Source organism: Oenococcus sp. (assembly GCF_047725585.1).
Classification (GTDB): Bacteria; Bacillota; Bacilli; order Lactobacillales; family Lactobacillaceae; genus Oenococcus; species Oenococcus kitaharae_A.
In genome coordinates this window covers 56,716-77,210 of the sequence record NZ_JBDNNF010000002.1, presented here as the reverse complement: position 1 = coordinate 77,210, position 20,495 = coordinate 56,716, and the positions used below count along the sequence as shown (strand labels likewise).

General features: G+C 43.4%; 21 protein-coding genes and 1 riboswitch. Of the genes, 10 read left to right on the top strand and 11 right to left on the bottom strand.

Annotation, left to right across the window (positions count from 1 at the left end; genetic code table 11):
- Positions 1 to 24: 24 nt before the first annotated feature.
- A riboswitch (Lysine riboswitch) is annotated at positions 25 to 198 on the bottom strand.
- A 120-nt stretch (positions 199 to 318) separates the two neighbouring features.
- A complete protein-coding gene (rpmF, locus tag ABF487_RS02800) occupies positions 319 to 501 on the top strand; it encodes a 50S ribosomal protein L32 (protein WP_007746851.1) in 183 nt (60 codons plus the stop codon).
- A 74-nt stretch (positions 502 to 575) separates the two neighbouring features.
- On the opposite strand, the gene ABF487_RS02795 is transcribed toward rpmF, so the two are convergent.
- The 5 genes from ABF487_RS02795 to ABF487_RS02775 form a co-directional block, all read right to left on the bottom strand.
- Complete coding sequence (locus tag ABF487_RS02795; protein WP_415634420.1) at positions 576 to 2,237, bottom strand: formate--tetrahydrofolate ligase; 1,662 nt, start codon at positions 2,235 to 2,237, stop codon at positions 576 to 578.
- 79 nt (positions 2,238 to 2,316) lie between these two features.
- On the bottom strand, positions 2,317 to 3,039 hold the full coding sequence (locus ABF487_RS02790; RefSeq protein WP_415625036.1) for a YebC/PmpR family DNA-binding transcriptional regulator: 723 nt from the start codon (positions 3,037 to 3,039) through the stop codon (positions 2,317 to 2,319).
- Between the two features lie 99 nt (positions 3,040 to 3,138).
- Positions 3,139 to 3,984 carry a YitT family protein gene (locus tag ABF487_RS02785; protein ID WP_415634419.1) on the bottom strand — a complete coding sequence of 282 codons (846 nt, stop codon included), beginning with the start codon at positions 3,982 to 3,984 and terminating at the stop codon, positions 3,139 to 3,141.
- 48 nt (positions 3,985 to 4,032) lie between these two features.
- Positions 4,033 to 5,652 carry an ATP-binding cassette domain-containing protein gene (locus ABF487_RS02780; RefSeq protein WP_415634418.1) on the bottom strand — a complete coding sequence of 540 codons (1,620 nt, stop codon included), beginning with the start codon at positions 5,650 to 5,652 and terminating at the stop codon, positions 4,033 to 4,035.
- 233 nt (positions 5,653 to 5,885) lie between these two features.
- Positions 5,886 to 7,568 carry a glycoside hydrolase family 13 protein gene (locus ABF487_RS02775; protein WP_415634417.1) on the bottom strand — a complete coding sequence of 561 codons (1,683 nt, stop codon included), beginning with the start codon at positions 7,566 to 7,568 and terminating at the stop codon, positions 5,886 to 5,888.
- A gap of 181 nt (positions 7,569 to 7,749) precedes the next feature.
- Here ABF487_RS02775 and ABF487_RS02770 point away from each other — a divergent pair, with 181 nt between their 5' ends.
- Together ABF487_RS02770 and ABF487_RS02765 are read left to right on the top strand one after the other, a co-directional pair.
- Positions 7,750 to 8,232: a GNAT family N-acetyltransferase gene (locus tag ABF487_RS02770; RefSeq protein ID WP_415633144.1), complete on the top strand. Its 483-nt coding sequence runs from the start codon at positions 7,750 to 7,752 to the stop codon at positions 8,230 to 8,232.
- Between the two features lie 91 nt (positions 8,233 to 8,323).
- The gene (locus ABF487_RS02765; protein ID WP_415634416.1) at positions 8,324 to 9,505 is read left to right on the top strand and encodes an MFS transporter; all 1,182 of its coding nucleotides are present in this window, start codon (positions 8,324 to 8,326) and stop codon (positions 9,503 to 9,505) included.
- A 21-nt stretch (positions 9,506 to 9,526) separates the two neighbouring features.
- On the opposite strand, the gene ABF487_RS02760 is transcribed toward ABF487_RS02765, so the two are convergent.
- The gene (locus ABF487_RS02760; RefSeq protein WP_263778627.1) at positions 9,527 to 10,135 is read right to left on the bottom strand and encodes a LysM peptidoglycan-binding domain-containing protein; all 609 of its coding nucleotides are present in this window, start codon (positions 10,133 to 10,135) and stop codon (positions 9,527 to 9,529) included.
- A gap of 271 nt (positions 10,136 to 10,406) precedes the next feature.
- Between ABF487_RS02760 and ABF487_RS02755 the strand changes: the two genes are divergently transcribed.
- Together ABF487_RS02755 and ABF487_RS02750 are read left to right on the top strand one after the other, a co-directional pair.
- Positions 10,407 to 10,880, top strand: a complete 474-nt coding sequence (locus ABF487_RS02755) for a PH domain-containing protein (protein ID WP_415634415.1) — start codon at positions 10,407 to 10,409, stop codon at positions 10,878 to 10,880.
- Positions 10,870 to 12,327 (top strand): PH domain-containing protein, encoded by a 1,458-nt coding sequence (locus ABF487_RS02750; RefSeq protein ID WP_415634414.1) that lies wholly within the window; start codon positions 10,870 to 10,872, stop codon positions 12,325 to 12,327. The genes ABF487_RS02755 and ABF487_RS02750 overlap by 11 nt, the downstream gene beginning before the upstream one ends.
- On the opposite strand, the gene ABF487_RS02745 is transcribed toward ABF487_RS02750, so the two are convergent.
- Positions 12,314 to 13,282 (bottom strand): S66 family peptidase, encoded by a 969-nt coding sequence (locus ABF487_RS02745; protein ID WP_415634413.1) that lies wholly within the window; start codon positions 13,280 to 13,282, stop codon positions 12,314 to 12,316. The genes ABF487_RS02750 and ABF487_RS02745 overlap by 14 nt on opposite strands.
- 84 nt (positions 13,283 to 13,366) lie before the next feature.
- Between ABF487_RS02745 and ABF487_RS02740 the strand changes: the two genes are divergently transcribed.
- The gene (locus tag ABF487_RS02740; RefSeq protein WP_415633147.1) at positions 13,367 to 14,212 is read left to right on the top strand and encodes a metallophosphoesterase family protein; all 846 of its coding nucleotides are present in this window, start codon (positions 13,367 to 13,369) and stop codon (positions 14,210 to 14,212) included.
- Positions 14,213 to 14,347: 135 nt separating this feature from the next.
- The gene (locus ABF487_RS02735; protein ID WP_415633148.1) at positions 14,348 to 15,532 is read left to right on the top strand and encodes an MFS transporter; all 1,185 of its coding nucleotides are present in this window, start codon (positions 14,348 to 14,350) and stop codon (positions 15,530 to 15,532) included.
- A gap of 2 nt (positions 15,533 to 15,534) precedes the next feature.
- On the opposite strand, the gene ABF487_RS02730 is transcribed toward ABF487_RS02735, so the two are convergent.
- The gene (locus ABF487_RS02730) at positions 15,535 to 15,999 is read right to left on the bottom strand and encodes a MarR family winged helix-turn-helix transcriptional regulator (RefSeq protein ID WP_415634412.1); all 465 of its coding nucleotides are present in this window, start codon (positions 15,997 to 15,999) and stop codon (positions 15,535 to 15,537) included.
- Positions 16,000 to 16,091: 92 nt separating this feature from the next.
- Between ABF487_RS02730 and ABF487_RS02725 the strand changes: the two genes are divergently transcribed.
- Entirely contained in the window at positions 16,092 to 16,688 is a 597-nt protein-coding gene (locus tag ABF487_RS02725) for an NAD(P)H-dependent oxidoreductase (RefSeq protein ID WP_415634411.1), read from the top strand.
- 4 nt (positions 16,689 to 16,692) lie between these two features.
- On the opposite strand, the gene ABF487_RS02720 is transcribed toward ABF487_RS02725, so the two are convergent.
- Positions 16,693 to 17,496 carry an alpha/beta hydrolase gene (locus tag ABF487_RS02720; RefSeq protein WP_263778619.1) on the bottom strand — a complete coding sequence of 268 codons (804 nt, stop codon included), beginning with the start codon at positions 17,494 to 17,496 and terminating at the stop codon, positions 16,693 to 16,695.
- A gap of 133 nt (positions 17,497 to 17,629) precedes the next feature.
- Here ABF487_RS02720 and ABF487_RS02715 point away from each other — a divergent pair, with 133 nt between their 5' ends.
- Both ABF487_RS02715 and ABF487_RS02710 read left to right on the top strand, forming a co-directional pair.
- Positions 17,630 to 18,070: an iron chaperone gene (locus tag ABF487_RS02715; protein WP_415634410.1), complete on the top strand. Its 441-nt coding sequence runs from the start codon at positions 17,630 to 17,632 to the stop codon at positions 18,068 to 18,070.
- Positions 18,071 to 18,129: 59 nt separating this feature from the next.
- Positions 18,130 to 19,062, top strand: a complete 933-nt coding sequence (locus ABF487_RS02710) for an AEC family transporter (RefSeq protein ID WP_415634409.1) — start codon at positions 18,130 to 18,132, stop codon at positions 19,060 to 19,062.
- Here ABF487_RS02710 and ABF487_RS02705 read toward each other — a convergent pair.
- Positions 19,040 to 19,714, bottom strand: a complete 675-nt coding sequence (locus ABF487_RS02705) for an NAD(P)H-hydrate epimerase (RefSeq protein WP_415634408.1) — start codon at positions 19,712 to 19,714, stop codon at positions 19,040 to 19,042. The two genes, ABF487_RS02710 and ABF487_RS02705, sit on opposite strands and share 23 nt — an antisense overlap.
- Positions 19,715 to 19,782: 68 nt before the next feature.
- The gene (locus ABF487_RS02700; protein WP_415634407.1) at positions 19,783 to 20,469 is read right to left on the bottom strand and encodes a DUF975 family protein; all 687 of its coding nucleotides are present in this window, start codon (positions 20,467 to 20,469) and stop codon (positions 19,783 to 19,785) included.
- Positions 20,470 to 20,495: the final 26 nt, after the last annotated feature.

Genomic DNA, 20,495 nt, shown 5'->3' with positions numbered 1-20,495 from the left:
ACGAAGGCTTACGCTGAGTCGTTTGTCCGTCCTAGCACTCCACATTGCTGTGACAATCCGTGGCCTATTGAGCCGCGTCTCAATCATACAGTGCCCGCTAACGCTGATGACTTCGGCAAAGTCCCTTTTCGTTATCCGATCCCTAGCGGGGAATTTCCCGGAAAACTACTCGTGTCCTATGCAACCTCTATTACGGATGATAGGTTAAGTGTATCATAAGAATAAAAGCGCGGAAAGTTATTCCTGAGATTGATTAGAGCTTGACTTTCGTGTTTTTTTTTGGGAAACTAAGATAGTTATTCAGTAAAGGAGCACTTCATGGCTGTTATCTCAAATAAAAATTCTAAGTCACATAAGCGCAACCGCCGCGGCCACATCGCTTTGGAAATTCCTAATATCGTTTTAGATAAGACGACTGGCGAATACACAGTAGCACACCGTGTTTCACCAAAGGGACTTTACAAGGGCCGCCAAGTGATTGCTGCAGCAAAACAAAAGTGATTTTATAACAATCCTATCGGATTGTTTTTTTATACAAAAAGAGCTTGCCCTTTTAAGGCAAGCTCTTTTTTTAATTAACTCAGGCCCGTTATTTGGCCATTTGCATCAACATCGATTTTTTCAGCCGCTGGCACTTTGCCCAAGCCCGGCATCATCAAAACTTTGCCAGCCATAGCAACAATAAATCCTGCACCAATTTTCGGAATAAAGCGGCGAATATGAATCGTAAATCCACTCGGCGCACCATGGATTTTGCTATCATCGGTCAAACTATTAGGTGTTTTAGCAATCACGACTGGTAGCTTGTCCCAGCCGTTAGCCTTCAATTCGGCTAAATCAGAGACAGCGCGGTCAGACAATTCATAATTCTTGCCGCCATAAATCTTTTCGATAATGGTCGTCATCTTGTCTTCAATGGTGTCGTCAGCGTGATATAAAGGCATAAAGAAATGATGATTATCAGCCGCGGCAATCACTGTTTTAGCTAATTCCAGCGAGCCTTCAAAACCATCGACAAAGCTTGTGGCAATTTCCATTTTCAAGCCTTTTTCATTCTCGACAAAATCCTTAACAGCTCGGATCTCTTCCATATCGTCGCTGGCAAATTTGTTCAAAGCCACCACAACCGGCTTGCCATAACGGGTCATTGCATCCAGATGACGGTTCAAATTGCCCAGCCCTTTTTTAACTGCGGCGACATCTTTTTGCCAAAGATCAGCTAAAGCAACCCCGGCATGGAACTTTAATGCTTTGATGGTGGCGACCAGCACAACAGCGTCAGGTTCTTTTCCCAAAACCGGCACTTTGACATCCATGAACTTTTCGCCGCCCAGATCAGAACCGAAACCTGCTTCTGTCACAGCGTAATCAGCTAGCTTCAAAGCTGTATCCGTAGCAATCACAGAATTGGTCCCTTGAGCAATGTTAGCAAATGGCCCGCCATGAATGATGAAGGGCGAATGTTCCAAAGACTGGACTAAATTCGGATTAATCGCGTCTTTTAAAACAGCCGCCAGCGCACCGGCAACCTTTAAATCAGACACAGTCACAGGCTCCCCTTTAACATTTAAAGCAACGACAATCCGACCCAGGCGCTTCTTCAAATCCGACAAATTCTTGGACAGCGTTAAAATCGCCATTATCTCAGAACTAGCCGTAATATCAAAACCAGAATCGCGCTCAGGACCGTTAATTTTGCCTTTGCCCAGGGTGATCTGGCGTAATGCACGGTCATTCATATCCAGTACTCGGCGCCAAAAAATGTTATCCGGATCAATCTGCAACGCGTTGCCCTGGTGCAGATGATTATCCAAAACTGCCGCCAGCAAATTATGAGCGGCGGAAACAGCGTGAATATCACCGGTAAAGTGTAGATTAATGTCATCCATTGGAATCACTTGGGCAAAACCACCGCCGGTCGCACCGCCTTTTAAACCGAAGACTGGTCCCATTGAAGGTTCACGCAGAGCACCAATCGCAGATTTGCCTAAACGATTAATTGCATCAACAAGGCCAATCGTAACAGTGGTCTTCCCTTCCCCAGCCGGCGTCGGGTTGATTGACGTAACAAGGATCAATTTGCCTTGGCGTGGTGCGTTTGCAAGGCTGACAGCATCGATTTTCGCTTTGTCGTGACCGTAAGGGATCAGCTGTTTTTCAGATAAACCAATTTGCTGAGCAATTTCTGTGATCGGCAATTCCGTGGTATCGTGCGCTATTTCAATATCTGACTTCATGAGTCCTATTTTAGCAAATTGTCAAAAGATAACATAGACGAACAAAAAAATACCTGCCTGCGCAAGTATTTTTTAGTCTTTAATCAGCTGTTGTATAGACAGCCAGCACGTCATCGTTGTCTTCTAATTCATCGACGAGTTTTTCGAATTTTTCTTGATCTGCTTCCGGCACATCTATTGGATTTTGCGGGATCATTGTAATTTCAGCTTCAGCCAAATCGTAACCCTTTTTGACTAAGGCATCTTCAACTGCAGCAAAATCAGTCGGATCCGAATAAATTTCAAAAGCCTCATCTGAAGTCTGAACATCTTCTGCACCAGCATCAATCGCATCTTCCATGACTTGATCTTCCGTGATTTCCGGATGCTCCTCGCGATCGATCACAAAGTGGCCGCGACGATCGAATTGGAAACTGACAGATCCCGTCGTGCCAAGAGAACCACCGTGGTGACTGAATGAATTTCTCACAGTCGAAACCGTGCGGTTGATGTTATCTGTCGATGTCTCTACTAAGACTGCAATGCCGCCTGGCGCATAACCTTCATAGGTAGCTTCTTCAAATTTGATGTCGCCAGCACCAGTCGCTTTATCCAAAGCGCGCTGGACATTATCTTTTGGCATATTGGCCGCTTTGGCCTTGTCCATGACAAGACGCAGACTAGCATTAGCAGATGGATCAGCACCGCCAGCCTTGGCTGCAACATACAAATCGTGACTTATTTTCTGGAAAATTTTTCCACGTTTAGCATCCTGAGCATTTTTGCGGCCTTGGATGTTGTGCCATTTACTATGACCTGACATATGAACTCCTTTTTATCAACGTAACGATTTTATTATTTTTCGCGTTAAAAGGCAAGTTTAGCGCACTCATTGTATTATACAGCTATTTGAAACGGACGCTTAACCATAAATACCTGTAATCCCGCCGTGAACTTCTGTGATATTGCTGCTCGTAATAAAAGCTTTTGGATCGAGCCGTTTGACCTCGCGGATAAAAGTCCGATAGTCGGCATTCTTGACAACCACAATCAGCATTTCTTTATCATCTTTGCTTTTCCCGCCGACTACCTGCAGAATCGTAAAGCCATGATCAAATTCATGTTCGATTAATTGCTTAATTTCCAATAGATGCGTCTCGCTCATAATCGAGAACATTTTTTTATGGTCAAAACCGCTTTCGATATAACGCATAACAATTGTCGTAATCACTTGAGAAAAAATCGCGAGAAAAAAGGCATTTGATCCGCTGACGAAAATATTGCAAATGATAATTAAACCATCAATAATTAACAGGCCGACTGAGGTATTCAGATTAAAAAACTTCTTTAAAATCATCGGCGGCACGGTCGAACCGCCTGAAGAGGCACCAACGTGATAAAGCAGCGCAATACCAAAGCCAAACACACTGCCCGCGATCACCATGGCCAGCAAAGGATCGTCAACCAGTTTGGCGGTTGGCGTCAGCCACATGAGCAAAGGAATCGCAAAGGATCCGAATACAATCTTAGCGATCACTTGCCGTTTCAAGAAAATAAAAGCCAGGCCGATCATCAGAAAATTAATCACCAAAACCGACAAGGCACGGTTAAAATGAAAGGCCTCATCCAGCAGAATGGCAATACCTGTCGATCCTCCAGCAGCAATCCCTGCCGGTACATAGAAAAAATTCAGGCTGAGGACAATCATCTCTAAAGCGGCCAGCATGACAAGCCACTGCAGCCATTTGTGCTTTTCAAGCAGATTCATTCTTTAAGCATAACAAGAAAAGCATTTCCAGGCAGAGAGCCTAATGAGCTAGTTGGCCGGACTGATTTTGCCGGCTGACAGTTGCAAGTGCTGAACATGATTTGCTCGAATTTGACCTGTGTCATAGTGATGGGCAATTTCGATAATCGTCTGCGGCAAACGATAAATGAGATCGCGCAATTTTTCAGAATTTTTCTCATCCAAAGCTGCCGTGACTTCATCCAACAATAATAAAGGCCGTTTTCTTAATAGCGCTCGCGCAATCGCAATTCGCTGTTTTTGACCGCCGGAGAGATTCTTGCCGCCTTCGCCACACTGATACTTCAAAGGATCATCGCCTAACTCATTAACCAAGTTAACTTCCTTGAGACTGGCCAGTAAGGCTTCGTCGGAAAAATTCTGTCCTAAAGTCAGATTTTCTTTGACGGTATCATTGAAAACCCAATTGGTCTGCGTGATATACGCAAAGTCGTTTTCATGAATCTGCTGGCCGCCCAAGGTAATTGAGCCGGTTTGAACGGTTAATTTATTTGTCAGTAAGTTCAAAAAAGTGGATTTGCCGCTGCCGGAATCGCCGCTCAAAAGCAGTTTGCCGCCGTAAGGCAACGACAAGGAAACATTTTTTAAAATGGGATGGTTCTTGTAGGAGAAGGAAACATCAGCAACAGAGAGAAGGGGCTGATCAGGCAGGCTTGTTGCTGAATCCTGCTCCGATATTGGATCAGGAATAATTCCTTTACGCAAAGCCCGCGTTGTCTTCATCCCGGCATAATACTGAATTCCCGTCCGGACTTGTGTGGCAACATTGCCGCCAGACAAGGCCAAAGTCGCAATTGCGCTGATTGTCACGCCAAAAAGCTGATATTGGCGAAAGATCAGGCCAATCAAGACAGGCCCAAGAAAAGAAATAATAATCATGAGCCAGGAAAAATACTGCGTGAAAAATTGACGGTTATTTAAAGCTAAGTAACGGTTTTCGCTCTCATTCAGTTTGGCATCGTTGGCTGCCAGCATTGTCTTTTCAGCCCGGAAATTTTTGATGATGTCAATGCCGGCGAATATTTCTTTAACTTGGCCCAGATAATGCTGATTGGCTTTTGACCAGTCAGATGAATATTGATCGAGTTTCTTATTATCGAATAAAGTCGGGATCATGATTGAAAAGCTTAAGATCACATCAATCAGGCCAAGCATAGGATTGACGCCAATCACAAAGACTGAGGAAGTAATAATGGCAATGATTGAAAACATGAGGTTGGATAGATTGCTAAAGTAGCGCTGCTCGATCTGTTTGGCATCAGCTGTGACCTGATTTAACAGCTTGTCAGCATCTTGGTGAACATAATCAGTCTGAAAAGCGTTTTTCATGAAAGCCTGCTTCAGTGCTACATTCAGGTATTTAATCGCGCGGTTCTGCAGGAGAATGAAAATATACAAACTCGTGTAGACCGCGAAATAAATCAGGACAAAACGCAGAACGAAGAGAGCTGGGCTGGCAACACGTGTTGTCGCAATCGCGGTTATCTGCCCAATCGCATAGCCGGAAATGACGCCTTCCAAAGAAGCGATAACCGCAAAGATGATAATCAAGATCAGCAGTGACACCGGCAGCTGAGCAAGTACCCACTTCAAGCCAAGATTTTTATTAGGATGCCCTTGATTTTCCATAATTGCTTTGATTATATGCCTCAATCATGTGTATCGAACAATAAATAAACAAAAAAATCAATTGAAAGTTATCAGAAAAATCGTTATAACCAGTTGTGTTTTTTGGCAATCTGAATTGCTGCGATCCGATTGGTGGCTTGCAGCTTGTCCAAAATGTGTCCCTAGTGCCCTTTGTCAACAATCAACATGATATTTGTCACAAAAAAGCTCCCAATTGCGGGAGCTTTCATAAATTATTTATATAAGAAAACTTTGCTTTCATAAGGACGAAGTAGTGCTGGATCCTGGCCACTATCAGCGTAATTGCCAATCAGCAGTTTGCCGGCTGCCTGCTGATTATAGTCGCGGCGAATATTTTGTTTCGTGAAATTGCTGATTACGAGCAGCCGCTGGCCTTGATAGTGGCGGAAATAAGCAAAAGCCTTGTCGTCGTGGGGATCTAATTCTTCAAAACTACCCAGCGAGATCAGATCAAAATCATGTCTTAAAGCAATTAGTTTCTGATAATAATAGAAAACAGAATCCGGATCGGCCAAAGCTGATTGCACATTAATCTCCGGATAATTCGTATTCAGGGTATACCAAGGCTGCCCTTGAGTAAATCCGGCATTAGCGGAATCATCCCACTGCATGGGCGTTCTGGCATTATCGCGCGACATGTTTGCCAGATAAGCCAGCATCGTCTTACCGTCAACCAAGCCCTCTTTATCGACAAATTCATGATAGGCATTAAGAGATTCCAAGTCCTCGTACTGCGACAATTTCGTTAAGTGCGCGTTAGTCATGCCTAATTCTTCGCCTTCGTAGACATACGGTGTCCCCTGCATCATGTGCAGCGTCGTTGCCAGCATTTTAGCTGCCCTGACGCGATACTTAGGATCATCTGTTGCAAAACGCGAAACAGCACGCGGCTGATCATGATTATTCCAATAAAGACTGTTCCAGCCTTTGCCGTCCAAATCCGTTTGCCAGTGCGAGAGAGTCTTCTTTAAATCAAGCAGTTTAACTGGCTGATCATTCCATTTGCCTAAACGCCGGTCAGGATTGGCTGATAAACCAACATGTTCAAATTGAAACACCATATTCAGTTTCTTAGCATCCAATCCGGCATACTTAATTGCCGATGCTGGCGTCGCACCGGGCATTTCGCCGACAGTCATGATGTCATAATGCGAGAGAACCTGATCATTCATTTCCTGCAGAAATTCCTGCAGCCGCGGGCCGTTAGCAACTAAAGAACCTGCAGTCCCGAAAGCTGCCCCATCTGCCTGAGGCGCATCCGGCAGGCCTCGCGGCTTAGAAATCAGATTAATCACGTCCATTCGAAAACCGTCAATCCCTTTGTCCAGCCAAAAACGCATGACTTCCCAGACGCTTTGGCGGACCGCTGGGTTCTCCCAATTCAAATCCGGCTGGCCAGATGCAAATAAATGCAGATAATACTGCTTCGTCTGGGCATCAAAGGACCAGGTTGATCCGCTGAAAAAAGACCCCCAATTATTTGGTTCTGCACCATTTTTAGGATCACACCAAATGTAATAGTCGCGGTAAGGATTATCCTTAGACTTCCGGCTTTCTTGGAACCAGCGATGCTGATCAGAAGTATGATTCACGACCAGATCCATTAAAATTTTCAAACCGAGTTCATGAGCCCGGTCCAATAATGTTTGAAAATCCGCCATCGTCCCGTAGGCTGGCTGAATTTGGCGATAATTGCTGATATCATAACCATTATCTTGATCAGGCGACTTGTATATCGGATTCAGCCAAATCACATCGGCACCCAATTTTTTAATATAAGGCAACCTGCTGGTCAGACCCGGCAAATCACCAACACCGTCACCATTACTATCCTGATAGCTGCGCGGATAGACCTGGTAAACAACCGATTTTTGCCACCATTTTGTCTCTGCCATCGCATCCTCTTTTCTGATTCTGGCCTTGGCCAGCGTCTCAAGCAACCGTAATCGCTTACATTTTCAAGTATAAAATAGCCTAAAAACCATTGCAAGAAAGACTTACAGCTATTTCAGATCTAATCTTTCGCTGCTGCCATTCGCTGCATCTGTTCGGATCATTTCTTGTTATGATATCCGCATGGCAAAAGAAATGGCAGCAAAACTGGCTTTAAGATTAATGACCAGCACAGAATTTGATCAATTCGTTTCCAAGGCAATTAAAGATTACGCCGTTGACAAAGTCCAAGCAGGCAGCTGGCTAGCTGATGAAGCAATGAAAAAATCTGAAGAAAGCTTTAATTCGCTTCTGCCCCAAGGCATTAACAGTCCAGACAATTATCTATACAGCATCATTTTCCAAAAGGAAAAAATCGGCATCCTTTGGATGGCCAAGCTTAAAGACCAGCCGGATACAATTTTTATCTATGACTTTGCAATTGATGACGCCTTTCAAAATCAAGGATTCGGAAGCAAAGCACTTGTCTTGGCCGATGAAGAAGCCAGAAAATTATCTTTCAAACACATCGCCTTGCACGTTTTCGGCCGAAATGCACGTGCTTTGCACGTTTATCAGAAAAGTGGTTACGGCATTACGGATATCAACATGCAAAAGGACCTGTAGCCCGCATAGGCTTGCCTAAAAGACTGATATCATGCATGATTAAATCATATTGTCTCAAAGCTCCAAAAATAAAAATCATCAGCTGCCTTTAATGCTGAGCCCCGCCGTTTCGCAATTAGGTTCGGCGCTCTATATTTTAGGACAGAACTGGCTGGTCGTGCGATCTACAGGAACCACGAGTCTGCTTGGTATTATCGAAGCCGTCGGCGGTGTCGGCTTCTTTTTAGGTGACCTTTTTATTGGTGAACTCGTTGACCACCACAATCGGAAAAAAGTTCTCCTGTGGACTGATCTTTTGTCTGCTGTCATTTGTTTTTTTGGAAGTTTCCTTATTAATAATGAAAGTCCGCAGGCATGGTTGCTAATCCTAATGACCTTTACCTTGAATTTCCTCTTCACGATTAACTACCCGGCCGCCAAATCAATGGCACCGGAAATTATGGCCGGCAGCAGATTACAGCGTTTTAATGCCTTGGCAAACATGGTTTTTAACTTTGCCAATATTATTTCACCTTTGATCGGTGGTTTATTGTTGTCAATTAAAAGCATTGATTTTAGCGAGTTCGTTTTGATAAACGCAGCTTCTTTTCTCGTGGCCGCCTTTTTAAACTTTTTGATCCAATACTCTTGGCCGCAGGACAATGTCGATCGCAGCAGCACCAGTTTCGTTCAGGACATTGCCAACGGATTCAAATATGTGTTTAAAAATAAAAATCTGTTTCAATTTATTCTATCCATGGCAATCTTCAATTTCTGCAGTGCCGGTTGTCTGCTGATCGCACCTTATATCGGCAATCATTTTTTTGGCGGCAAGGCAGTCAACTACAGTATCTTTTTAGCCGTTAGTGCCATTGGCGGCTTAATCGGCGGCAGTCTTTTAGCTATACAAAAACAAGCCGTTTCCAGCCAAACACTTTACCGTGAAATTATACTGGAAGGGCTTTCTCTTCTGATTGCAGGCATTTTCCTGCCGAACAGTTTGATCGTTTGGTTCATTTTAGCTTTCATCATTGGTTTAATTCAGTCGAGATTCTTCAGTATCTCAATTACGCTGATTCAAAAAGAGACGGAAATTGCTTATTTGGGACGCATTTTCGGCTTGACCTTTCTTTTTTTTGATGGCATTCAACCCTTAGGAAGTTTGATTTTCGGCTATTTGATCAACAGCTGGCGGCAATATACCTATAGTTTCATTGGTGCCATGCTGCTACTGTTTTTCTGCCCATTTTTGCTGCACAACAAAAACAAGCAAAATAAAAACGCAGCCGTTTGACTGCGTTTTGATAACTTATGATTACCAGCCACCAGTGGTTGGGACGTTCTGCCAGCCGCCGTAACGGTTGCTAGCATACCAATTAGCAACTGCATCTTGATGAGCTGGGCTGAAATCAGAAACAGACCCGCCAACCGCAGCAACACCGGCTGCCCATGTACCACGGGCGAATTGATAGGCACCCAAGTAACCATTGCCAGTAAAGGTATTGTAATTGTTACCCGATTCTACCTGACGACGGCGCAATGCATTTGAACCAGTCACTGCAGGCTGATAACTCCGAACCGGTGCTGCCGGTACATAGGTTTGTTGAACCGGAGCCTGATAACGGGGAGCAGGAGCTGCAGTTTTAGCCGCAGGAGCGGCAGGTGCCTGATTGGCTGCAGGCGCTGCTGCTCCGGCAGCGCCGATTGAAAGGCGGCTGCCAGTATAGATTAAGTTGATATTTGCAATTTTATTTGTTTGTGCGATTGTCGAAACGCTCGTATTAAATTCCTTGGCAATTTTAGATAAAGTATCGCCGGATTTAATTGTGTAGATCGTGTCAGCGTTGGCACTAATCACTGAAAATGAAAGCGCGGCTGCTGATGTAAGAATAATTGTTGTGAGTTTTGCTTTAAGATTTGGCATATATTCAATGTAACTGAGACAGTTTGCATGAGTTTTGTACTGGGATTAAATTAATTACTCTTTTTTTACATCACTAAAGCCACAGTAATTAGTGAGACTTTGTCGCAACATAGTCATCGATATTTAACGCAATTGCAATCTAAGCAGAAACTTTTTTGTAAAATATCCTGCATTTCAAAAACGCACAATTCAATTTGTGATCGTTTACATACACAAATGATAATCGTTTGTATGCTAATATTGTTACAAATAAACGCTAAGAGGTATCAAAATGAACGCGACGCAACAGCTTCCAAAAAAAATCCAAATCACCTGGTTCGTGCACGCCTGTGCTAATTTAATCCTTTCTCTTATTATTCTTGCTGCCATCTACCTAGCAGGGCACGCCTGGCATTGGCCAATCTGGTTTGTGTACATCATTACTACTACAATTGCACTAGGCACGATTAGTGAACTGGTTTCTATTCCCTATCGTTATCGTTTTTGGCAATACCGTATTACTGAAGATGCCGTGGAAATGCAATCCGGCTTTATTTTTCGCAAACGCATTGCCATCCCCATCTCACGTGTTCAAAATGTGACACTTTCTGCCGGCCCGCTATTGCAATGGCAGAAAATGCAGAAAGTGACCGTCGCAACCGCTTCGAGCACGCATACAATTGACGGTTTAGACAACGCTAAGGCTGAAAAACTTCGTGATCAGATCATGGCACTTGCATTAGGGGCTTTAGATCATGAAATCTGAGCATCTTCATCCCCTTTCGATTGTGATTTTCATCGGCCGAGTGATTAAACAGCTGTATATTGTGCTCGGCCTGCTTTTGTGGGATGTGATCGCCAAGAATCATGTCAATCCATGGATCTATTTAGGCATCGTTCTATTGATTATCGGATGGGGAATCGTTCGCTATATTTGTTTTACTTTTGCTTTTGATGAAAACGGCCTTACGATCAATTCGGGTCTTTTTATACGCCGCCACGATCATATTCCCTTCAGCCGGATCCAGACAACTCAGCATAAACAATGGTTTTTCCTGCAGCCGTTCGGTATTGAATCATTATTGATACAGACCGCTGGCCACGAGGATAAAAAATCTCAGACGGAATTACCGGCTGTTTCAATTAAAATTTCCAATTTAATTGATCAGCTTTACCAAAATAAAGAAAAAACTGATTCGGATCTTCCTATTGCTAATCAATCCGATCAGGCAAACCAAATACCTGATAATTATGCGACCAGCACGCAAGATTTATCAAAATATGCGCTGACTTCCTTTACGATCTTTCCGGTGCTGGGTGCATTGATGACCTTATATTCGCAGCTGGATCAATTTCTGCCAAAACGCTTTTTAAAACCCTTTGAAACTATCCTGAATCACTTGCGTCTTAACGACTGGCTGATCGTTGTGACAGGTCTTTTGCTGCTTGGCGCCGTTTCATCCTATCTATTGATCCTCCAGCGTTATTATCATTTCGTCCTGATCAAGAAAAATAACAAGCTGACAACAGTTCGTGGTTTGTTTCAACGCCAGACGCTCGGATCTTCACTCAAGAAACTCCAGGCAGTTATCATTGAACAAAATATCCTGCGTCAATGGTTTCATTTGGCGACAATTAAAGCAGTTGTCGCATCTGAAGCGGGCAGTAAAGACCACGATGATGACAATTTCATTATTACACCTGTGATTTCTGAAAAGGATGTATCAAATCATCTGCATCATTTTGTTAATTGGATTCCAGCGAGTTTTCCTGAGTTAGATCATCTGCCGAAGATCTGCGACTGGTATTTTGTCCGCAATGCTGTCTGCTTATCACTTATTCCGGTTGCGCTTTCAATCTATTTTTGGCATCAATGGGGCTCTGTTTCCTTATTACTGCTGCCAATTTCGATATCACTGGGCATCTATAAGGGCCGAAACACAGCTCTAGCCCTGCTTTCAGATAATCAAAGTCTGCTGTTGCAGAGCGGATATTGTTGGACCAAAAAAACTACGATTCTACAGAGAAAAAATATTCAGTCACTGGTATGCAGGCAAACCATTTGGATGACTGGCCGGCATTTAACGCACTTATGTGTGAATGTTCGCCAAGGCGACGGCAATCAAGAAGTTCAAATTCGCTATTTATCAGATGCAAAGGCACTGGCTGTTTACCATTGGTATTTACAAAAACCCGATTCTAAAAATCAGTGAAAGTCACCTTTCCTGTAAGGGCATCAATGCTGGTTTCTGCCATTAGCGGTGTTGTCAGCATAGGCACTGTGTGGCAGGAATCGTAATCATAGATAATCGGTATTTTTTTATCAGCGAGTACTTCTAATAAGATATCAATTGGCCGCCGGCCGGATCCACAGTCGTCAAAAGCAGCATGTTTGCCAAGAATAATACCGCCAACTAAGTCGAAAATACCGGCATTTTTCAACATTGCAAAATTCTTTTCGACTGTGGCCGCGTCTTTTTCCGCATCTTCGATAAAAAGAACATCTCCCGATTGAATCTTGGGAAAAAACTTTGAGGACAAAATCCCGTACATCGTATTCAAATTACCGCCGATCAGACGGCCCTTTAAAACTGGTGATCCAATATAAGACCAATGATTTGGCCTTCTTTGTTTGGGCTTTTGAAATTCATTCCAATTCAAAGCCTCGTCACTCCAAAAAGCTGGTGCCGGCAAGCTCACACTTTCGCCTCTTTTAGCGAAGGCAATTTTGGCAAAAGCCTCCCAAGTCTCATCGACATAAGGCGGCCATTCACCAAAAGACGCTACTAAAGCAGGACCATAAAGTACGCGACAATTAGATGCTTGACTGGCAACTGCCAATAAGAGTGCCGTTGCATCAGAATATCCAACAAAAGTTTTTGGATGACTGCGCAGATAATCAAAATCAATATCAGACAAAATTGAGTTCGTGTTGCTGCCGCCGATGGTTGACATGATGATATCAACATCATCCCGATAGATCAATTGGTTAAGTTCCGCTGCCCGCGCCTGAATCGATCCCGACCGGTAGAAATCTGATTTTCCAGTTAAAGACCCAGCAATAAGTGTGATCCCTTTATTTTCAAGATATGTTTTTGCCCGCTGAAATCTGATTGGCGATAAAGCCGTAATCGCTGTTGATGACGAAAAATAACCAATAGTTGTCATGACCACTCCCTTAAAATATATTCAGCATAGCGCAGAAGAGTTGAGAAAACTATTTTATAATCGAACTAATCGGAGGACTTACATATGAAATATAAAATCGCGGTATTATCGGACAGCCACGGGAACGCCAGTGCTTTGAAGGCGGTTCTTGATGATGCCAAAGAGGCTGGTGCAGATGAATTTTGGTCCTTAGGCGATATCGCATTTGGCGGAGCCGGGTCCGAAGAATGTTTTCAATTATTAGAAAGTGTTAATACCACTCAATACTTAATGGGCAATTGGGAAGCAAGCTACAACGAAGTGATGGATAAGTCGCAAATAGATTTATCAGATCCGGGCGACGTTTATTTTTTGATGCTGGCACGCTATGATTACCAGCGTTTTTCCAAGGGACGCAACGACCAGCTAAGGACTTTGCCTATGACGGCTCGCAAACACATTTTGGATCGTTTTTTTTCGCTCTCGCATAACTTGCCCAACAAAAATTTCGGTCACGAACTGCTGGCAACCGCCGATCAGAAAAATTTTGATCAGATCGTAACAGACCCAACAGTGGATGCCGCGCTTTTTGCACACATCCATATGCCTCTATGGCGTTATACGAGCAGCGGCCAACTTGTGCTGAATCCTGGTTCTGTGGGGCAGACTTGGTTCACGCGGCCACATTTTCTAAGAAATCGTGATGCCAGTTATCTACTGCTGACAATCTCTGAAAAAGGAATCATCGATTTTGACTTTCGTCGAATCCCCTTCGATATTGAAAAAGAACTGGCTTTTGCGAGCGCCAATGGCTATCCTTACGTAGACTTATATCAGAAATTATTGACGACAGGTTACGCCTCGACTCACGACCAAGCATTATTGGCCAAAGTTAATCAAGAAAGAGGTTACAAAGAATTAGCTGCTGAGTTTGTTCATAGCCTTCCCTAATTCCTGCGTGAAAATCTTTTCAAGAAACGTCAAAAGAACTATCATGCAATATATAACTAATTTTTCACCTTATCAAACGAAAATAAGACGTTTGAAAATTACTGATAGTTTTTTGACATAATTGAAAGGATTTTTTTGGCCAAACGAACCTTTAGGATAAATTTAATCGTACTTTGGATCGGCTGTTTTATCACGAACTTGGGAAATTCAATGACAATGCCCTTTTTGCCGCTCTTCTTCCGCCAACTCGATCCCGTGAATACGAAAACTTTGACATTGTTAAGCGGCATCGCATTTTCCATCACATTTCTAGCCAAGGCAATTGTTTCGCCTTTTTGGGGTCGTTTGTCCGACAAAAAAGGACGTAAGCTCATGTGCATCCGGGCTTCCGGTGTCATGGCCTTAACAATTACAACGATTGGTTTTGCCGGCAGCATTTGGCAAGTCATTGTCCTTCGTGCGATTCAAGGTGCCTTTTCAGGCTATATCAATAACGCAACGGCCCTGCTTGCTGGTATAACTTCTGAAGATCATCGTGGACACGCCTTAGGGTTGTTAGCGACGGGCAGTGTTTCTGGCACTTTAGTGGGCCCATTGATTGGCGGTGTGATTGCTGAGTTCTGGGGCTACCGTTTATCTTTTTATATCATTGGTTTTTGCATGTTTGCGATCACAATTTTGACCCTGATCTTTGTCAAAGAAAATTTTCATGCCAACACGAGCAGCAAGCAACTAGGCATTCTACAAACGATCAAATCAATTCCGCACCCAAAATATATTCTTGCCATGATGATCACAACAATGTTCATTCAAGTAGCAGTTACGACGATCACACCAATCATCAGCTTGATCGTCGGCCACATGATGACCAGCAGCAGCGGTGTCTCTTTGATGAGTGGAATTGTGGCAGCCGCCCCCGGTATTGCAACTTTGATTGTTGCCGAGCGTTTTGGCCGTTTGATTGACCACGTCGGCCCTTACAAAGTTTTAGTATTCGGACTTATTTTTGCCATGATTTGTTTTATTCCGATGGGGTTTGCTCGCAGTGTCTGGCTGCTGGCTTTTTTGCGTTTTCTGGTCGGCATTTCCGATGCTGCTCTGCTGCCTTCAGTGCAGACGGCAATGGCACAGGTTCCTAAAGAGATTTATGGCCGTGTATTCAGTTACAGCCAATCATTTGAAGCCAGCGGTGATATTGTTGGGCCGATGCTGGGATCGTTCTTTGCCAATCAATTCGGTTACAGCAGCATTTTCTTTGCAGCAGCCGCCGTCATGCTGCTGAATTTCGTCATCGTTCGTGCTAATCGCCGACAGGCTTAACACTATGATTCCCTGAGATCGTTAACCCGCTCAATAAAATCAGCAATCAGTATCAGTTGATCATGCGTATATTTTTCAGCTAGGTGTTGTGTTCGTGCATCCATCATTTGATGATAAGCAGCATGATATTGCTGAATGCGCTTGCCAGATGCAGACAATTTCACATAAGACTCTTTTTTATTGTTCGCGTGATGATACTTCGTCAGCAAAGACAAGCGGCCCAGCTTAGCAATAACTTTTGACACAGCCCCTTGCGACAAAGCCAAAGTAGAAACTAGCTGAGACAATGACGAATCTCCTTCAGGATTTATCTCGCTTAAAACCTCCAGATCTGTCAAGGATAATTGGCCGCTAATCGATGATAAATCCCTGGGCCCTTGTAGTAATAAATATTGTTTAATCTTCGTCTCGACATCATGATCGCGGTATCGGCGTAATTCATTTGCTATTTTACTGATCTCATCCATTTTAAATTCCTTGGAATACATATTGACTTTCATAGGTTTCTGAACAATAATAATTATATTCCAAGGAATATAAAAAGAAAAGGAGCAGCAACATGCAAGCTGTTATTATCTTAGATCATCCCTATGATTTTTCCGCCAGCCATAATCAAGTTCATCGCCGTGCCTACTCGGCCGCTCTAGCCCAGCGTGCCTATGATGATTTAACCGACGCCGGTTATGATGTTGATTTAATCGATTTGGAGAAAGATCATTTTGACCCTGTCATGCACGAAAAAGACCTGGTCCGTTGGCGCAGCCAAGCCTTTGTTGACCAACAGAGTCACGACTACTTTCAGCGTTTGCAGCGTGCAAATGAAATTGTCTTCATTTTTCCAATATGGTGGGAAATGATGCCAGCTTTGACAAAGGGCTTTTTTGATAAGGTCTTCGCCAAAGGAGAAGTTAAAGTTGTGAATGGACAGCGGCAGCTTTTCCAGAAGAAGACGAAAATTCGCGTACTGACAGCCATTGGAACGCCTAACTTGATCTACAAATGGCATTATGGCAATCCAATCGGCAAGATGCTGCAACGCGGTGTCTTTGCAAAAATTGGTTTAAAAGATTTTAAAATTAAAAACTTCAATGCTGAAGATGAAAAAGAGAAAAAACGCCTCTCGGATTTGAACAAAGTCAAAAAAGTCTTGTTATAGCAGCTTAAGAGAGACGTTTTTCTGTTTTGTAATCAATCGGCAGCCAGTTCAATACGTCTTCAATTCGCCGGCTCCAGTAGTACCAGTCATGTTCGCCATGATTCGTGTGGTAATCAATATCGTAGCCTAATTTCGTCAAACGGCTGACGGCTTTTTGGTTGGCTTCATAGAGAAAATCTTCTTGACCGACCCAGTTGAATAATTTTGGCAATGGTCCTTTTTTGGCAGCTTGTTTTTCGGCCAAAGCAAAAATATCATTTTCAGATCCTGAAAAACGGTTCAAATCCCCGAAAATTCCCCGCCAATAGCTAGGTTTTTCCATCTCTAGAAATCCGGGATAATTGGTATCCTCAATTAAAGCACCCGATAATGAGGCCGCATAGGAAAAGTAATCAGTCGCAAAAGCTAATTTGTAAGCACCATATCCGCCCATCGAAACACCGGCCACGAAATGTTTCTCACGTTTTTTAGAAATTTGTGGAAACAAGCTGGCGACTTTGACTGGCAGTTCCTTAGCGAATTCATCAAAATAATTTAAGCCGTAAGTCGTATTTGCATACCAGGCCAGGCTCGTGGTTGGCATGATAACTGCCAATTTAGTCTGACGCAACAAGCGCTCAATCTCAGTCTTTCGCTGCCAATCCAGCTGATTGCCTGACATGCCATGCAGCAGATATAAGACGGGCAGGTCCTGTAATTGGTCGTTGGTCCAATCCGGCGTATAGCCTGACTGTTCAGGCAGAATCACGGCCATCGGCTGGTTCATACCCAATACCTGAGAATAATAATTCAACTCCAAAAAAGCCATGTTCCTCCTATTGCGGCTGTTTAACTGCTAATTCCTTCTTTATTATCACTCAAGCAAGCCATTTGCCATCATGATTTAAAAAAAATCATCAGCAAGATATAATTGGTTTATTCGCTGTAGAGGAGAATTGCAAATGGCTGAAAAAACAGGTTTTTCTGATTTTGAAAAAGAAGCGATGCGCGACCGGATTGAAGAACTGCGGCGCGAACAAAGCAACAACAAAGATCCGAAAAAAGGTGAAGCTGATGTCTTGGAAAAAATCTCCGAAATGACAGGCCAAGAGGCCGACATTGCTTTAAAACTGCATCGTTTAGTACATAAAATTGCCCCACAACTGCAAGCTAAGACTTGGTACAGCATGCCGGCTTACTGCAATCCGGACGGTAAAGTCCTGCTCTTTTTTCAATGCGCCACTAAATTCAAATCACGTTACAACACGCTCGGTTTTAGCGACCAGGCTCATTTGGATCATGGCACATTGTGGCCGAATTCTTTTGCTTTAACAGCATGGACAGCCGTCACAGAAGCACAGGTCAGTGAGCTGATCCAGCGTGCCCTCACCCCAGTCAAATAAATGGCTCTTTGAGCTATGATGAAAGGTATGTTTTTTAGTAGATATCCAGGCCGCCTTTCATGAGCACAGCCTTGCTTAATAGACAGATTTTGCTAATGTTCTGCCTCATGCTGGTTGGTTATTTAATTAATCGTCTGGCCTTTATGCATCCACAAACAGCTGATGATTTGACAAAAATTTTATTGAATATCGTCTCACCCTGCTTGATTTTAAACGCTTTTCAACAGCCTTTTTCCAGTGATCGCTTAACACAGCTGGCCTTAGCCAGCCTCGCAATGCTGCTTTTTTATTTATTGGAAATCCTTGTCACGCAGCTGCTTTTCAAATCTGTGCAGGACCCGAATTTAAAAAGGGCCGCTAAGTACGGCAGTGTCTACTCAAATGCTGGATTTATGGGCGTTCCTTTAGCCAGCGCGCTTTTTGGGCAAAACGGCGTCTTTTTTGCAGTCGTTTCTTTAGCAGCTTTTAATTTGTTCAACTGGACACATGGCAGTGCTTTATTCCAAGAAACGGCTTCCCCGGCCGACAAAATCAAAAAGATTTTGTTAAATCCAAACATCATCACGATCGTGTTTGGCCTGATTATTTTTCTGACTCGCTTCCAGCTGCCAAAAATTGCCTCAGCAACCATCGCTGCCATCAGCACGATCAACACACCCTTATCCATGATCATCATCGGAAGTAGTTTGGCAACAATTAAAATCAGAAAAGAAATCACTAACCCCTATGTTTGGTTTGTGATTCTGTTGCGTAATCTCTTATTTCCAATCGCAGCCATTTTAATTTTGCAGGCCTTGTCGGTGACAAACACAGCTTTCTATACAACAGTTTTAATGGCCGCCTGCCCAACAGCAGGATTGGTAGTGTTGTTTACGATCCAAGCTAAAGGCAATCCCTCTCCTGCAATCGCAATCATGGGCCTGTCAACGATTCTCAGCCTTGTGACAATTCCAGCGATTTTCTATTTGGCTAATTGGTTGATGGCCCTTTAATAATTGGCATACTGGCCGGGTCATAGATACCAATATCTGCCACTGTAACTAAGCCGGCCAATTTTCGTCCCTGTTCTGTCGCCATGGCCAGCTTGTTATATGACATCGTGACAGTTTCATCCGCTTGAACGGCCGTGCCCAGGACTTTCCCATCATCGGCGTGCAGGCCGCTGGCAATATCCACTGCCATTACGGCCGCTGGACTCGCGTTAATGCGATCAACTGCTTGGGCAAATTTGCCTTTAATATCTCTAGACAAACCAACACCGAAAATCGCGTCGACCAGGCAGGTATAACTAGCAAAGTCCTCTTCATCAATGCGATCTTTAATCGGTACACCGTAATTTTCTGCAATTTTTAATTGCAGTTGAGTTTGTTCGGAAGCTTTGTCAGGATTGCCCAAAAACCAAATAGTCACGGAAGTGCCTCTTAGATAAAGCAGTCGAGCCACAGCGATACCATCACCACCGTTATTCCCAGACCCGGAAATAACCAGCACCTTTCTCAGATTAAATGCCGGGCTTCTAAGCATCCTGTCATAAACTGCAAGAGCTGCTTTTTCCATTAAAACAGCCGAGGGAACACCAATCTGATTGATTGTAAAATCATCAAAAGCTGAAGCCTGTTCAGCAGAAATATATTGTCCTGTCATCAATACCTCATTGTATAACTGGCTCAACCAAATAAAAACGCCCCAAGAATTATGGGACGTTTTTTATATCAGGCATCGTTCGGCAAAACGGTGTTCTCATCAGTAGTCTCTGCTGATCCTGTCTGGCCAGATAAATGATTATAAAAATTGGCTAATGTCAGGTTAATATATGGTGCCACCCAGATGGATGCAATACCAAGAGTGACCAGCACCAGCACTCCCCATAAAATGAAACTCAAGTATAGAACGAAGTAATCTGCCTTATAACCATTCATCAATTTCCGGCTCTCAGTGATCGCCTCAAGGTAACCAATCGGGTCATTATTATCCAAATGATCACGATAAATATAAAAGGCTTGCGAATAAGAAATTGATTTGATGAGGCCAGGAACGATGAATAAAAGCATCCACAGCACAGTAAACATCAGTTGCAGCAGCGAAATACAGATAAAGCCAATAAAGTATTGACCGTTTTCAAAAATACGAAAGGACTTCTTAAAGGACTCAGTAAATTCAATCGGTTTGCGAAGGCTATCCATGGCAGTCAGCATGGCTCCCGTGAGCAAAAAACCGCTAATAATACTAAACAGGCCTGAAATATTATCCCAATTCGTCCACACATACATTGGTGATTGCACATTCGATCCTGCTGATAGCCAGCTGAAAATCAAAGCGGGCAAAAATAGCAGCAAAAAAAATGGAAAGTGTTGATTGAGTAGTGTCTTAGCCTCTTTTTTTAAAGCACGTCTTTCCAAAATAGCCTCCTTCAATAACCTATTCA

Coding starts and splice junctions, on each gene's coding strand:
- rpmF (WP_007746851.1), top strand. CDS start 319: ATGGCTGTTATCTCAAATAAAAATTCTAAGTCACATAAGCGCAACCGC.
- ABF487_RS02795 (WP_415634420.1), bottom strand. CDS start 2,237: ATGAAGTCAGATATTGAAATAGCGCACGATACCACGGAATTGCCGATC.
- ABF487_RS02790 (WP_415625036.1), bottom strand. CDS start 3,039: ATGTCAGGTCATAGTAAATGGCACAACATCCAAGGCCGCAAAAATGCT.
- ABF487_RS02785 (WP_415634419.1), bottom strand. CDS start 3,984: ATGAATCTGCTTGAAAAGCACAAATGGCTGCAGTGGCTTGTCATGCTG.
- ABF487_RS02780 (WP_415634418.1), bottom strand. CDS start 5,652: ATGGAAAATCAAGGGCATCCTAATAAAAATCTTGGCTTGAAGTGGGTA.
- ABF487_RS02775 (WP_415634417.1), bottom strand. CDS start 7,568: ATGGCAGAGACAAAATGGTGGCAAAAATCGGTTGTTTACCAGGTCTAT.
- ABF487_RS02770 (WP_415633144.1), top strand. CDS start 7,750: ATGGCAAAAGAAATGGCAGCAAAACTGGCTTTAAGATTAATGACCAGC.
- ABF487_RS02765 (WP_415634416.1), top strand. CDS start 8,324: ATGCTGAGCCCCGCCGTTTCGCAATTAGGTTCGGCGCTCTATATTTTA.
- ABF487_RS02760 (WP_263778627.1), bottom strand. CDS start 10,135: ATGCCAAATCTTAAAGCAAAACTCACAACAATTATTCTTACATCAGCA.
- ABF487_RS02755 (WP_415634415.1), top strand. CDS start 10,407: ATGAACGCGACGCAACAGCTTCCAAAAAAAATCCAAATCACCTGGTTC.
- ABF487_RS02750 (WP_415634414.1), top strand. CDS start 10,870: ATGAAATCTGAGCATCTTCATCCCCTTTCGATTGTGATTTTCATCGGC.
- ABF487_RS02745 (WP_415634413.1), bottom strand. CDS start 13,282: ATGACAACTATTGGTTATTTTTCGTCATCAACAGCGATTACGGCTTTA.
- ABF487_RS02740 (WP_415633147.1), top strand. CDS start 13,367: ATGAAATATAAAATCGCGGTATTATCGGACAGCCACGGGAACGCCAGT.
- ABF487_RS02730 (WP_415634412.1), bottom strand. CDS start 15,999: ATGGATGAGATCAGTAAAATAGCAAATGAATTACGCCGATACCGCGAT.
- ABF487_RS02725 (WP_415634411.1), top strand. CDS start 16,092: ATGCAAGCTGTTATTATCTTAGATCATCCCTATGATTTTTCCGCCAGC.
- ABF487_RS02720 (WP_263778619.1), bottom strand. CDS start 17,496: ATGGCTTTTTTGGAGTTGAATTATTATTCTCAGGTATTGGGTATGAAC.
- ABF487_RS02715 (WP_415634410.1), top strand. CDS start 17,630: ATGGCTGAAAAAACAGGTTTTTCTGATTTTGAAAAAGAAGCGATGCGC.
- ABF487_RS02710 (WP_415634409.1), top strand. CDS start 18,130: ATGAGCACAGCCTTGCTTAATAGACAGATTTTGCTAATGTTCTGCCTC.
- ABF487_RS02705 (WP_415634408.1), bottom strand. CDS start 19,714: ATGACAGGACAATATATTTCTGCTGAACAGGCTTCAGCTTTTGATGAT.